At 71.6% G+C, this 12,977-nt stretch carries 11 protein-coding genes and 1 tRNA gene; 5 read left to right on the plus strand and 7 right to left on the minus strand.

Annotated elements, in window-relative coordinates:
- Positions 1-95: 95 nt before the first annotated feature.
- The gene (locus tag FRANEAN1_RS27140; RefSeq protein ID WP_347176780.1) at positions 96-1,667 is read left to right on the plus strand and encodes a glycosyl hydrolase; all 1,572 of its coding nucleotides are present in this window, start codon (positions 96-98) and stop codon (positions 1,665-1,667) included.
- A gap of 171 nt (positions 1,668-1,838) precedes the next feature.
- On the opposite strand, the gene FRANEAN1_RS27145 is transcribed toward FRANEAN1_RS27140, so the two are convergent.
- The 5 genes from FRANEAN1_RS27145 to FRANEAN1_RS27165 all read right to left on the minus strand — a co-directional run bounded on the left by FRANEAN1_RS27145 (position 1,839) and on the right by FRANEAN1_RS27165 (position 5,975).
- The gene (locus tag FRANEAN1_RS27145; protein WP_020462966.1) at positions 1,839-2,237 is read right to left on the minus strand and encodes a DUF3037 domain-containing protein; all 399 of its coding nucleotides are present in this window, start codon (positions 2,235-2,237) and stop codon (positions 1,839-1,841) included.
- On the minus strand, positions 2,230-3,051 hold the full coding sequence (locus FRANEAN1_RS27150; protein ID WP_020462967.1) for a HipA family kinase: 822 nt from the start codon (positions 3,049-3,051) through the stop codon (positions 2,230-2,232). Before FRANEAN1_RS27150 ends, FRANEAN1_RS27145 begins: the two co-directional genes overlap by 8 nt.
- A 181-nt stretch (positions 3,052-3,232) precedes the next feature.
- Positions 3,233-3,958 carry a hypothetical protein gene (locus tag FRANEAN1_RS27155; protein WP_020462968.1) on the minus strand — a complete coding sequence of 242 codons (726 nt, stop codon included), beginning with the start codon at positions 3,956-3,958 and terminating at the stop codon, positions 3,233-3,235.
- 97 nt (positions 3,959-4,055) lie between these two features.
- Positions 4,056-4,796: a Crp/Fnr family transcriptional regulator gene (locus FRANEAN1_RS27160; RefSeq protein ID WP_020462969.1), complete on the minus strand. Its 741-nt coding sequence runs from the start codon at positions 4,794-4,796 to the stop codon at positions 4,056-4,058.
- 210 nt (positions 4,797-5,006) lie between these two features.
- Entirely contained in the window at positions 5,007-5,975 is a 969-nt protein-coding gene (locus tag FRANEAN1_RS27165) for a pirin family protein (protein WP_020462970.1), read from the minus strand.
- Positions 5,976-6,310: 335 nt separating this feature from the next.
- On the opposite strand from FRANEAN1_RS27165, the gene lon reads away from it, so the two are divergent.
- The 4 genes from lon to FRANEAN1_RS27185 all read left to right on the plus strand — a co-directional run bounded on the left by lon (position 6,311) and on the right by FRANEAN1_RS27185 (position 10,759).
- Complete coding sequence (gene lon / locus FRANEAN1_RS27170; RefSeq protein ID WP_020462971.1) at positions 6,311-8,818, plus strand: endopeptidase La; 2,508 nt, start codon at positions 6,311-6,313, stop codon at positions 8,816-8,818.
- 400 nt (positions 8,819-9,218) lie between these two features.
- On the plus strand, positions 9,219-9,761 hold the full coding sequence (locus FRANEAN1_RS27175; RefSeq protein ID WP_020462972.1) for a hypothetical protein: 543 nt from the start codon (positions 9,219-9,221) through the stop codon (positions 9,759-9,761).
- A gap of 128 nt (positions 9,762-9,889) precedes the next feature.
- Positions 9,890-10,486 carry an oligoribonuclease gene (gene orn / locus FRANEAN1_RS27180; RefSeq protein WP_198145380.1) on the plus strand — a complete coding sequence of 199 codons (597 nt, stop codon included), beginning with the start codon at positions 9,890-9,892 and terminating at the stop codon, positions 10,484-10,486.
- A 197-nt stretch (positions 10,487-10,683) separates the two neighbouring features.
- Positions 10,684-10,759: transfer RNA gene (locus FRANEAN1_RS27185), tRNA-His, on the plus strand.
- On the opposite strand, the gene FRANEAN1_RS37865 is transcribed toward FRANEAN1_RS27185, so the two are convergent.
- Positions 10,748-11,053 (minus strand): hypothetical protein, encoded by a 306-nt coding sequence (locus tag FRANEAN1_RS37865; RefSeq protein WP_063748358.1) that lies wholly within the window; start codon positions 11,051-11,053, stop codon positions 10,748-10,750. The two genes, FRANEAN1_RS27185 and FRANEAN1_RS37865, sit on opposite strands and share 12 nt — an antisense overlap.
- 1,095 nt (positions 11,054-12,148) lie before the next feature.
- Entirely contained in the window at positions 12,149-12,865 is a 717-nt protein-coding gene (locus tag FRANEAN1_RS27190; RefSeq protein ID WP_041254846.1) for a response regulator transcription factor, read from the minus strand.
- Between the last annotated feature and the right edge of the window lie 112 nt (positions 12,866-12,977).

The raw sequence follows: 12,977 nt of genomic DNA on the forward strand, positions 1-12,977 counted from the left end.
GCAACCCGAAACATGCGCAACGCGGTCGCCACAGGCGTCCCACGCTCTGGCGAAGCCGGGCCCGGACCCGAGCCCAGCCCGTGGGACCGAGCGATATGGAACCACGTATCGGCGGGCCGCCCGCCGGGCACCTGGATCAGCCGGGCGGCGGTACCTCGGGGCGGCAGGGCGGCGGCGTGGACAGCGCGCGCGGCCATCGCATCGTCCGCGCACCGACCGGTCGTCGGCGGTCCTACCTGCGATCGACGATGCTGCGTCTCGCCGTCCTCGCGCCGACCCTGTTGGCCGGGACGACGATCGCCGGCAGCGGCGCGGAGGCCTTGCCGGTGCCGGGAGCCCTCATCGAGGACACGGCGATCGGTTCGGGGGTCTCCCAGGTCAGCTACTTCGGCGACTGGTCGGCGTGCACGCGGTGCGGCCCGGCCACGCCCAACAATAGTTACCGGGAGTCGGTCCAGCCGTCGAGCGGCGCGGTGCTCCGGTTCTCCGGGACACAGGTTGACGTCTACGGCGTCCTGGGCCCGTCCGGGGGCGTCGCGACGATCAGTGTCGATGGCGGGACACCGACCGCCGTCGACACCTACGCGGCGGCCGGTGCGGTGAGCCGCATCTACCAGTCCGGGTTGCTCAATCCCGGGATCCACACCGCGGTGATCGTCAACATCGGCTGGCGCAACCCGGCTTCCAGTGGTGTTCGGGTCGCCTTCGACCGGGCCCAGGTGTTCGTCGAGCAGGGCGGAGGGGATCCGGGGAACCGGTCGGGTCAGCCGTGGCTCTCCGGGGCGAACGGAGATCCGATCCAGAACTCGGCGAACGTGGACACGTTCTGCGAGCGCCGGGGCAGTCCCTGCGACCTCGCTCATGTCTTCGTCTCCCGTAACAACTGGCAGAACATCGTGCAGCCGTCCTGGACCCAGGCGAACTTCGCCGGATGGCCGGGCCGCCTCGTCATCTCGGTGCCTCCCTTCCCCGAGAACTCGGGGAGCACACTCACCGCCTGCGCATCGGGTGCCTACGACTCGCAGTGGCGCACGTTCGGCCAGACACTGAACTCCACCGGACGGCAGAACTCGATTATCCGTATCGCGTGGGAGGCGAACGGGAACTGGTACCAGTGGTCGGGTAGCAACCCGTCCGCCTATGTGGGCTGTTGGCGGCGGATCGCCGACGCCATCAACTCCACGGCCGAGCCTGACCCGCTGCTCGACTGGACCATCAACGCGCACTACTCGCAGAACCCCGCGAGCCATAACCCGCTCGACCTGTACCCGGGCGACGCCTGGGTGGACATCGTGGGCATCGACGCCTACGACCACTACCCGCCGTCCCGTACCCTCGCCGAGTTCAACAACCAGGCGAACGCGGTCGGGGGCATCACCTGGCTGTACAACTTCGCCCGCGCCCACAACAAGTTGTTCGGTGTCGGTGAATGGGGGGTCGTGAGCGGACGTAACGAGAACGGTGCCGGGGACAACCCGAACTTCATCCAGTTCATGCGCGACTGGATGAATGCGCGCGCTGGACAGGGAATGTTCTACGAGAACTACTACAGCACCTGCGAGCCGCCGAATGTCGGGTCCAACCTGTACCGGCCGACCGGGCCGTCCTGCCTGTTCATCAACAACGCCTCCGCCCAGCGCTACACCGATCTGTGGAGCAGCCCTTAGAACTGACCGGTGACGGGGCGGGGCCTCCCGGCCGACCGGCCGGACGACGGTCCGCGCCCAGTGGCGCGGACACGCCTCCCGGCGACCTTTCGCGCCGGGAGGCGTGTCCGCGGCCGGCCCTGACCGGCGCGTCGCTCGCGGGCACGTGGGGGGCCCGCGAGCGACGTCGCCTCAGCCCCGCGGCGGACCGGGGCGGGCGACGAGCAGCTCGACCAGCCGGTCCAGCTCGGCGGCGGGGTCGTCGGTGAAACCGGTGTGGACGGCCGACGTCTGCACCACGGTGCTGCGCGGGGCCGTCAACCAGCGGAACCGTTCCCCGCCGGGGAGCCGGCCAGGCGGTCCGGCGTCGAGGCCGCCGGCGCAGACCCGGCGCAGGGCCGCGAGGCTCGCCGACACCGCGTCCTGGTCGAGGAACGGATCGAGGCTGGCGAGGCGCTCCCGGTCGACGACGCACCGCGAGCCGAGGAAGCCGGCCCGTTGGCACCACAGCAGGACACCGACGTTGACGCACTCGCCGCGTTCGACTCGCGGCACGACGCGGATCATCGCGTACTCGAACAGATCAGGCACCGGAGCCTCCCAGCAGCCAGTCGGGACGTCCGGTACGCCGCTCGGCGGCGACGAGCGGTTCGGCGGGGGTGAGCATCGCCGCCAGCCAGGGACGGTCCCCCTCGACGCGGGACAGCAGCCAGTCGACGTAGGCCGAGCCGGGCACGTCCGTCCACTCCGCCGGCACCAGCTCGACGATCCGGGACAGCAGGTCCGCCGTGACCGCGGGTGCGAGCTCCCGGTCCGCGGCGGCGAGCAGCTCCGGTGCGTCCGCGCCCAGCACGGGGAGCAGGACGTGGTCGGCGAAGCCGGGCAGCGGCCGGTCGACCGCCGCCGCGGCGCCCGGCCAGTCATGATGCGGGTACAGGGCCGCCCCATGGTCGATCAGCCACAGGCGGGAGCCCCACACCAACAGGTTCGGATTCCGCCAGGAGCGGTCGACGTTCAGCGTGAACGCGTCGAGCCAGACGACCCGGGCGGCGAGCGCCGGCTCCACCGGGAACGCCAGCGGGTCGTAGGTGATCGAGCCGGGCAGGTAGTCCATGCCGAGGTTGCGGCCGGGGCTCGCCCGGAGCAGGTCCTGAACCTCCTGGTCGGGCTCCGTTCGGCCGAGATCCGGGTCGACATCGACGAGGACCAGCTCGGGCACGGCCAGGCCCAGGCCGCGCGCGAGCTCGCCGACGATCACCTCGGCGACGAGCGCCTTGGGCCCCTGCCCGGCGCCGGTGAACTTCACCACCCACGTTCCGAGGTCGTCGCCCTCCATGACGCCGGGAAGACTGCCGCCCTCCCGCAGGGGCGTGGCATAGCGGGTCGCGAGGACATGACGAAGCACCGCACCAGCATGCCCGCCGGCCCACACGGCCAGCCGGGCCGGGCCAGACACCGAGGTACCGGGCTGCACCGGACGTCGGACTGGGCCGGGGGGAACCGCGGCGCACCGGAACCGGTGCGCCGCGCCCCCCGACTGGCGCGTGGACGTTCCGTCTCGAGACGGAACGTCCACGCTCCGTGTTCTAGGCCCCGGCGCGGCTGGAGGTGTCGCGCTCGGCCGGGCGCCGCCAGGCGAGGGCCGGGCGGGTGGGCGGCGGAGCGGGGGCCAGCACCCACGCCAGCGCACGCTGGCCGCTCTCGGGCACGTCCAGGGTCACCGGCCGGAAGTCGGCGCGGCACAGGTCCGGCGGATGAGCGCCCGAAACGTCGTCGCCGGTCACTGCATCGCCGGTCACGGTGTCGCCGGTCACGGTGTCGCCGGTCACGTCGTCGCCGGTCACGTCGTCGAACAGCTCGCCGGAGACGATGAGCACCAGGTCCGATTCCGGGTGCTCCGCGAGCTCCCGGTCGAGGATGTCGGCGTCGCGCAGCCGGCACGCCTTCACCACCGCGCGCCCCCCGTAGCCCTGCTCGTCGACGCGGGTGATGCCCTGGTGCAGCGCGACCCGCAGCCGCAGCCGCGGCGCCGACTCCGCGTTCACCCGCACCAGGGTGCGGCGCAGCTCGCGGACGAAGTCGGAGACCACCCGGTCTTCGTCGATGCCGGGCGGGAACACCGCCAGCTCGCCCCCGGTCGGCCGGTTGACCCAGTGCGCGCACCGGACGTCGGCCGCCGCGCAGGTCTCGTCCAGGACGGCCCCGAGCGGCGGAGAGGCCGGCGAGCCCTCCGGGAGCGGGCCCTCCCGGCCGTTGTCGTATGCGGCGACGGCGATACACAGCCGCCGGATGCCGGGCATCGTCTCGTTCACGCACAGCCTCCGATGGTCACGGTCCGTCGGAGGCAACTGTTCACGCTGTGGGCACGGAACACATCGTCATGCGATGGGATTGTCCGAGCGACGACGATCAGCGGGGGCGCGTCGTCCCGGCGGCCCGGTACAGGGCCTCGACGTCGCGGATCACGATGGAGCGGTAGCGGGTATCGACGACTCCCTGCTGGCGCAGCTCGCGCAGTACCTTGTGCACCGTCGGCTCGGCGGCGCCGACGAGCGCGGCGAGCTCGGGCTGGGTGAGGGCGATCTGGACCCGCCGCCCCGGGCCGTCCGTCGCGTCGGCCCCGTAGGCGCGTTCGAGCTCGACGATCACGCGGGCCAGCCGGACGGCTACCGAGCACCCGCCGAACTCGACGCGGCGCCGGGTCGCGTTGCGCAGCTTGGCGCTGACGGACTGCAGCACAGGAGGGCCCGCGTCGGGATGGGACCGCAGGAAGGCGAGGAACGCCTCCAGCGGAATCACCTTCGCCAGCACCGCCCCGGCCGCGGTGACCGTCGCCGACCGGGGCTCGCCGTCCAGGCCGGCCTGCTCGCCGACGAGGTCGCCGCCGTGGCGGATGGCGAGCAGGGCGAAGCCGCCGTTCTCGGTGGAGGCGGTGACCTTGACCCACCCGTTCAGCAGGAGCACGACGAAGTTGGTGCCGTCGCCCTCCCGCAGGACGATCTCCTCGCTGGCGTACTCACGGTAGGGGCCCAGGCCGACGAATGCCGCCCGGGTCTGTTCGGGCAGCCGCCCGAGCAGGGTGGTCGACGGCCAGTCGCGCCGCCGCGGGCCCTGTTGCTCCGGACCGGTCCGGCCGATCTCCCGAACCATGATCCGCCCCCTTGCTGCCGGGTGCCGCCCATGCCGGAGCCCGACCGATGATCCACGAATTGCCCGATGTACCGGTTGATATCATCACGGCCGTTCCCGTATGTGAACGACCGGGTGCGGTCCGCCGGCATCCTCGGTTAAATCGTGGTCGGTCCCGGGCCGGGCGGCTCAGACCCGGCTCTCGGCAGTCTCAGCCACGAGGCGGCAGGCTCACCCGCGGTGCGGCATCAGGGCGTTCTCCGGGATCACGCCCAGCCGACCGGCCTGGAAGTCCTCGATCGCCTGGCGGAGCTCGTCCTTTGTGTTCATGACGAACGGCCCGTACACCTCGACGTGCTCGCGGATCGGCCGGCCGCCGAGCAGCAGGACCTCCAGGTTCGGGGTGTGCGAGTCCTGGGTCGGGCTCGCCGCGAGGATGATGCGGTCCCCCGCGCCCAGCACGGCCGTCTGGCCGAGGTGCACGGGCGTGTCGCCCGCGCCGACGGTGCCCTGACCGGCCAGGACGTAGACCAGCGCGTTGTACTCGGGGTTCCAGGGCAGGCTGACCCGCGCGCCGGGGCTGACCGTGGTGTGCACCACCGCGATCGGCGTGTGGGTCGACCCGGGGCCACGGAAGCCGCCGACGTCACCGGCGATGATCCGGACCAGGCTGCCGCCGTCCGGGGAGGCGATCAGCGCGACCTCCTCCCCTTCGATGCTCTGGTAGCGGGGCGCGCTGAACTTGTCCTTCGCCGGCAGGTTCACCCAGAGCTGGACACCGTGGAACCGGCCGCCGCTGACGACGAGTGCCTCGGGCGGGGTCTCGATGTGCAGGATGCCGGAGCCGGCCGTCATCCACTGGGTGGCGCCGTTGGCGATCAGGCCGCCGCCGCCGTGCGAGTCCTGGTGCTGGAAGGTGCCGTCGATCATGTAGGTGACGGTCTCGAAGCCGCGGTGCGGGTGCCACGGCGTCCCCTTCGGCTCACCGGGCGCGTAGTCGATCTCGCCCATCTGGTCGGCGTGGACGAAGGGGTCGCGGTCGGCCAGGCTCACCCCGGCGAACATCCGGCGGACGGGGAACCCCTCCCCCTCCAGCCCGGACGGAGCGGTGACGACCTTCTTCACCGGGCGCTCGACATCGCCGAGACCCGGCGCGGACAGCCTCGGCAGCGTGAGGGCGTCGGCGGTGACGGCTGGCATGGTGACCTCCTACGGAACCAGGCAGATCCTCTCATCGGACCCCTGCCCGGTCGACGGGGCGAGACCTCGCACCCACCCGACCTAACAGTTGCCGATGCAACTACCCCCCTCAACCCACCGGGACGCCCGACCCTTCCCGACACCTCGAGCACCTTCACATCCCGCACATCACAGCCTGCACATCACATCCCGTGACATCTCCTGACATCTCGCGCAGACGGCGGCGTTCGCCCAGGGCGATCAGGTTCGGGAACAACGATCCGCTCCGATGCCTTGAGCACGACAGGCTCAATGAGAGTGGGCCCAAGCCGCTCGACACGAGGGATGAAGGCCGCATGTCACACACCAGGCTCCTCCCGCTGCTGCCGCTGGACGACGCGGTCGTCCTGCCCGGCATGGTGGTTCCGCTCGACCTGTCGGACGCCGGGACCCGCGCCGCCGTGGACGCGGCCCGCGGCGGCAGGCCCGACTCCACACCCGACGCCAGGGCGCCGGGCATCTCCAGCCGCTCCTTCCAGCGCACCGCCGAGATCCTGCTCGTCCCCCGGGTGGACGGCGACCTCGCCGACATGGGCGTCCTCGCCGTCGTCGACCAGATCGGCCGGCTGCCGAACGGCGGGACGGCCGCGCTCGTGCGGGCCGTGTCCCGCGCCCGGGTCGGCACCGCCCCCACGCCGCCCGGCGCCGCCGACGCCGGTGTCGTGTGGGCGGAGGCGACCCCTGTCGAGCCGGTCCTCCCGGCCGGCTTCACCGGCACGATCAGCGCGACGGCGACCGCGGGCGCGCCGGGCGCCACCGGCGACCCCGACGGCCCGACCGCCCGGCTGGTCGAGCTCGCCCGCGAGTACCGCACGCTGGTGACCGGGGTGCTGCGCGCCCGCGGGGTCGGCCAGGTCGCCGACACCGTCGAGGCGATCGAGAACCCCGACACGCTGGCCGACACCGCCGGCTACTCGTCCTACCTGTCGACCGCGCAGAAGCTGGAGCTGCTGCGCACCGTCGACGTGACCGCCCGGCTGGAGCTGCTCGTCCCGTGGACTCGGGAGCACGCCGCCGAGGTCGACGTGGCCGAGACCATCCGGCGCGACGTCCAGGAGGGCGTCGACCGCCAGCAGCGGGAGTTCCTGCTGCGCCGTCAGCTGGAGGCCGTCCGCAAGGAACTGGCCGAGCTGGACGGGTCACCCGCGTCCTCCGAACAGGAGGACTACCGGGCCCGGGTCGAGGCCGCCGACCTGCCGGAGAAGGTCCGCGCCGCGGCGCTCAAGGAGGTCGACAAGCTGGAGCGGACGGCCGAGTCCTCCCCCGAGGTCGGTTGGATCCGCACCTGGCTGGACACCGTCCTGGAGCTGCCGTGGAACGAGCACGCCGAGGACACCTACGACATCGCCTCGGCGCGGGCCGTGCTGGACGCCGACCACGCCGGGCTCAGCGACGTCAAGGACCGGATCGTCGAGTACCTGGCGGTCCGCCGCCGGCGGGCCGACGCCGGGCTCGGGGTCGTCGGTGGGCGCCGCAGCGGCGCGGTGCTCGCGCTTGCCGGGCCGCCCGGGGTCGGCAAGACCTCGCTGGGCGAGTCCGTGGCCCGCGCCATGGGCCGCCGGTTCGCCCGGGTGGCGCTCGGCGGCGTCCGCGACGAGGCGGAGATCCGCGGCCACCGGCGCACCTACGTCGGTGCGCAGCCCGGTCGCATCGTGCGGGCGATCCGCGAGGCCGGCTCGATGAACCCGGTGATCCTGCTCGACGAGGTCGACAAGGTCGGCTCCGACTACCGCGGGGACCCGACGGCGGCGCTGCTCGAGGTGCTGGACCCGGCGCAGAACCACACCTTCCGCGACCACTACCTGGAGGTCGAGCTCGACCTGTCGGACGTGTTGTTCCTGGCCACCGCGAACGTGCTGGAGTCCATCCCGGCGCCGCTGCTGGACCGGATGGAGCTGATCCTGCTCGACGGCTACACCGAGGAGGAGAAGGTCACCATCGCCCGCGACCACCTGCTCCCGCGCCAGCTCGAGCGGGCCGGGCTGACCCCCGACGACGTCACCGTGGACGACGCGGCGCTGCGGCTGCTGGCCGGCGAGTACACCCGCGAGGCCGGCGTGCGTGACCTGGAGCGGGCGACCGCCCGGGTGCTGCGCAAGGTCGTCGCGAAGGTCGCACTGGACGAGACCGCCCTGCCGGTCACGATCGGCGCCGGCGATCTGGCCGGATACCTCGGACGGCCGCGGCACACCCCGGAGTCGGCGGAGCGCACCGCGCTGCCGGGGGTGGCGACCGGGCTCGCGGTCACAGGGGCCGGCGGGGACGTCCTGTTCGTCGAGGCGTCACTGGCCGACCCGGAGACCGGGGCCAGCGGAGTGACGCTGACCGGGCAGCTCGGCGACGTCATGAAGGAGTCGGCGCAGATCGCGCTGTCCTACCTGCGCTCGCGCGGGGTGGAGCTCGAACTGCCGGTCGGCGACCTGCGTGACCGCGGGGTGCACATCCACGTCCCGGCGGGCGCGGTGCCCAAGGACGGGCCGAGCGCCGGGGTCACGATGACCACCGCGCTGGCATCCCTGCTCTCCGGGCGCCCGGTGCGCGCGGACGTGGCGATGACCGGCGAGGTCTCGCTGACCGGTCGGGTGCTACCCATAGGTGGGGTCAAGCAGAAGTTGCTCGCCGCGCACCGCGCCGGCATCGCAACGGTGCTCCTGCCGGCGCGCAACGGCCCGGACCTTGACGACGTCCCGGCAGCGGTCCGCGAGGCGCTGACCGTGCACCTGGTTGCGGACGTCCGCGAAGTGCTTGAGCTGGCGCTGGAACCGGCCTTCGACACGACGCACACCCACGCCGTGGCGGCCTGAGATTGTCCGTTGGTAGCTAGTTGGGTGCCGCCGCCGCCTCTCACAACGGCGGCGGCGGCACCTACGTGCCGACGCGACGCGCGGGTCCGGAACGCACGCGACACGCCGGCAGTTCGGTTAACACCTTGTGACGGCACCCACGAAGGGCCGTCCGGCCCGCTACCTTCGGGGCGTGGATCGTGGCCGGTGCCTTCGGCAGGAGCGCGTCGCACAGGAGCGCATCCTGGCAGTGAGTCGACTACGGGGACGCCAGCGTCCGCGGGACAACCGCGGCCCCGGCCGCAGGCCGACCAGACCACCGGGCCGCAGGCCCCGCTGATCTGGTCGCCCCGCCGGGTGGCGGTAACGCACGGGCTAGACTCGGTGCTTCACCGCAACCGTGGCGAAAGGTGCGCACGGCGTGGACGCCTTCCGGCGCGGCTGGGTCGGCCTGGCACTGTTCCTCGCCGCGCTGATCATGATGCCGGTGCTCGTGGTCGAGTACCACAGTCGCCTGTCGGACGACGCCCGGTACTCCGGGGTCGACGCGGAGAGCATCATCCCGCCGGTGACCAGCACGGCGCCACCGCGGACCGCGCCCCCCGGCGTGATCGTCGGTTTCAACGGCGTCCTCGAGAACGAGACGCTGCGCGGCTTCCGGCACATCAGCCTGGAGACGACCGGTGACATCGGCGAGATCCACTACACGCTGACCGGCCCGACGGGCAGCCGCTACCCCATGACGGCGAGCGTGGCGCCCTACCTGTTCGCCCCGCACCAGACCGGCTGGGAGACGAGCGCCGTGATGGACGGCGTCTACTCGCTAGAGGCCAGGGCCGAGCGCCCCGGTGTGCCCGCGCGCAGCATCACCTTCACGATCCAGAACTCCACCCCGGCCGACGCCGGTGCCGGCGCAGCCGCTGGTGTCGGCGCCGGGCCGGTCGCGAGCCGGCCGCCGGCCTGAGCACCGCGACTGGAAGCAACCCCACCTCACGGTGACTATGGAGGCAGGTCGGGACGGGACGCGGTGGGCGGGGCCGGATCCGGAGGCGGTACGTGACGACAGCGACGGAAATCCCTAATGTGAACGGGATGGATCGCCTGGTTTGGATCGACTGCGAGATGACCGGCCTGGATGCCGGTTCCGACCTGCTGCTCGAGGTCGCCTGCCTGGTGACCGACAGCGAGCTCACCGTGCTGGACGAAGGCATCGACCTCGTGCTGGCGGCCCCGGACGCGGCCCTCGACCAGATGCTCCCGGTGGTCCGCGAGATGCACGAGACCTCCGGGCTCACCGAGGCCGTGCGCGGCTCCGACCTCAAGCTCGACGAGGCCGAGGAGCAACTCCTCAGCTACATCCGCCGGTTCGTCCCGGAGGCACGCAAGGCCCCGCTGTGTGGGAACTCGATCGCGACCGACCGCACGTTCATCGCCCGCTACCTGCCCCAGCTCGACACCTTCCTGCACTACCGCATGATCGACGTCTCCTCGATCAAGGAGCTGGCCCGGCGCTGGTACCCGCGGGCGTACTACGCGGCCCCGGTGAAGTCGGGCGGGCACCGCGCCCTGGCCGACATCCGGGAGAGCATCGAGGAGCTGCGGTACTACCGCGAGATCCTCTTCGTGCCCCAGCCCGGCCCGACCACTGACGCGGCCCGCGCCGCGGCCGCCGCGATCCGCGCCTCCTGACAGCCGCGCCGCCGGCGTTCACCGAACCCCCGGCGCCCACCAGACCCCCGGGGCCCAGCGGAGCCACCCGCGGACCGCCACCCGCGGACCGCCACCGGATGGGAATCGGACGGATTTCGGCACTCGATCGTGACCCGGCTGCCGCACGGGCACGTTCACCCGGTACGATGGCTGCGCCCGGTGAGATCCGGGCGATGGTGGGTGTAGCTCAGTTGGTAGAGCACCGGGTTGTGGTCCCGGGTGCCGCGGGTTCAAGTCCCGTCACTCACCCCAGATAGAGGGGGCCGCCGCCTGCGGGGGACCCCCTCTCTTCGTCGCGGGATGGCGTTGCCGCTCGCGCTCAGGGCATCCCGCCGCACTGCTGTGATCACGATGCGGGCGCTCGACGGCGAACCTCAGCGCGACCCGCGCGGCCGGACCGGCCCGGCGCGCGACACCGATGTAGGCGTCGATGCCGCCCTTCTCGGTGGCCACGGTCGCCAGCACCCGGATGTCGCGATCCGACCTGAATCCGAGCACGCGAAGCACGCGCAGCCGGTCGATCTCCGCGAGTGCGGACCTCTCCATGCGATAGCGGCGCTCGGCGGCGCTCCGGCGGCCGTGGCGGGGGACCGTGCTCCTCGGCCGCCGGAGCCCGGTTCACAACATCGGAAATATGGTCATACCGGCGGGATAAGGCCTACGTGTCGGCCCTTTCCCGCGCAGTGGCGGCAAGGCTCGAGATGCGGCGCGGTGCCGCCCTGATCAGCGGCCCGAAGCTCGAAGACAGCTCGCCCGCCTCGGCAGGTGAGGCAGATCTGATTGATGATGCTCGGCCGCCCCGGGCTCGTGTCGGCCCCGGACGGCTGCTCCGCTGTGGTCACCGGTGAACTCACCTCCCCGGTCAGGACAGACCGTGGGACGAGTGGTCGCGCGGACGGCCAGCGCTCGACGAACCCGACGGATGACGAACCCGACGGACGCTGACAGATCGCGGGCCGGAGGAATCCGGCCTAGGACGTGGCCCTCGCCGAGGACCGGGCTCTTCACCTCCCCGATGGCGCTGTCCCGGCGTTCGAGCTGCTCGATCGATCTCGCCGGACATCCGAGCGTGCTGGTCGACCGATGACGCTAGCCAACATCGACATCGTATGGGGTGGAATGCAGGAAAGGACCGCACAACTCTGTCTGCCACGTCTCGCGCTGAACGGGCGTGGATACACCACCGGCCCGGAAGTGTGGCCCGCGCCGGGCGGTCCGGCATGGCGAGCCCTTCCAGATCCGTCCATCTCCCGCGCCGCCGCGGCGTTCATACCGGACCGGCACCCGCTCTACGCGGCTGCCAGGCTTCCCACCTGCCTCTTCCCTTCCGCCCGCCCATCGATGCCATTCATGGTCACCGCCGGTTCCGGTGCGGGCGACACCCGATTTCCAGAACGGACAATTCACCCATTACGGGAAAAGCGTTGTACAGGCCCGACACCACGAAGAAGACGCGCAGAGTACGGATGATCGCGCCGGGCGCGGCCCGTCGGTGCTCCCGATGGCACGCACCGGCCACGTCCGGAGATCACACGAGGATCACCAGATGATCATCCGGCGAACACCGCCGCTCCCGGCCGCTCCGACGGCGCCCACCACACTATTCACACCGAACACACTCCCAGAGCACACCGGAGACACTTATTCGATGTCGAACAGGCCCTGGCGGACGGCGTACATCACCGCCTCCATGCGGGAGTGCAGCTGAAGCTTGTCAAGAATATTGCGAACGTGGTTCTTCACGGTGTTCTCACTGATGAAGAGCTTCCGCGCGATCTCGCGGTTCGCCCGGCCCTCGGCCACCAGCTTGAGGACCTCGAGCTCGCGGGCGGTGAGGTGGGGCGCGTGCGCGCGCGGGCGGTCCTCCCCACCACGGGCCATCGTCGCGAACTCGACCATGAGCTTCGAGGCCATCGAGGGGCTGATCAGGCTCTGGCCGTTGTGCACGGCGCGCACCGCGTCGGCCACCTCGTGCGGCGGGATCGACTTCAGCAGGTAGCCGACGGCCCCCGCCTTGATCGCCTCGAACAGATCGGACTCCTCGTCCGAAACCGTGAGCATCACGATCCGCGTGCGCGGCACCGCGCGCTTGATGGCGCCGGCGGCGGCGATGCCGTCGCGGCCCGGCATCCGCACGTCCATCAGGACGATGTCCGGCGTCGTGCCGGACGCCAGGGTCAGCGCCTCCTGCCCGTCCGCCGCGCGCCCGACCACCGAAATGTCCTCCTCGGTCTCCAGTACGGTCTGCAGGCCCTGGAGGAAGAGCTCGTGATCGTCCACGACGAGAACCCGTATCGGCATCACGTCACGGGTCGGGTCGGCATCAGCGGCCGACGGCGGCACCACACTGGCCGTCATCACACATCCGGAAATCGGGTTCGGTTTTTGCGCCATGCGGCTTCTCCACCGCAGGCGAAAACCGGTTCGGACACCTGCCCACTCTACGTGATGCACTACACACATGAGGTCG

The organism is Parafrankia sp. EAN1pec (genome assembly GCF_000018005.1).
GTDB lineage: Bacteria > Actinomycetota > Actinomycetes > Frankiales > Frankiaceae > Parafrankia > Parafrankia soli.

Coding starts and splice junctions, on each gene's coding strand:
- FRANEAN1_RS27190 (WP_041254846.1), bottom strand. CDS start 12,865: ATGACGGCCAGTGTGGTGCCGCCGTCGGCCGCTGATGCCGACCCGACC.
- FRANEAN1_RS27160 (WP_020462969.1), bottom strand. CDS start 4,796: ATGGTTCGGGAGATCGGCCGGACCGGTCCGGAGCAACAGGGCCCGCGG.
- lon (WP_020462971.1), top strand. CDS start 6,311: ATGTCACACACCAGGCTCCTCCCGCTGCTGCCGCTGGACGACGCGGTC.
- FRANEAN1_RS27140 (WP_347176780.1), top strand. CDS start 96: ATGGAACCACGTATCGGCGGGCCGCCCGCCGGGCACCTGGATCAGCCG.
- orn (WP_198145380.1), top strand. CDS start 9,890: ATGGATCGCCTGGTTTGGATCGACTGCGAGATGACCGGCCTGGATGCC.
- FRANEAN1_RS37865 (WP_063748358.1), bottom strand. CDS start 11,053: ATGGAGAGGTCCGCACTCGCGGAGATCGACCGGCTGCGCGTGCTTCGC.
- FRANEAN1_RS27165 (WP_020462970.1), bottom strand. CDS start 5,975: ATGCCAGCCGTCACCGCCGACGCCCTCACGCTGCCGAGGCTGTCCGCG.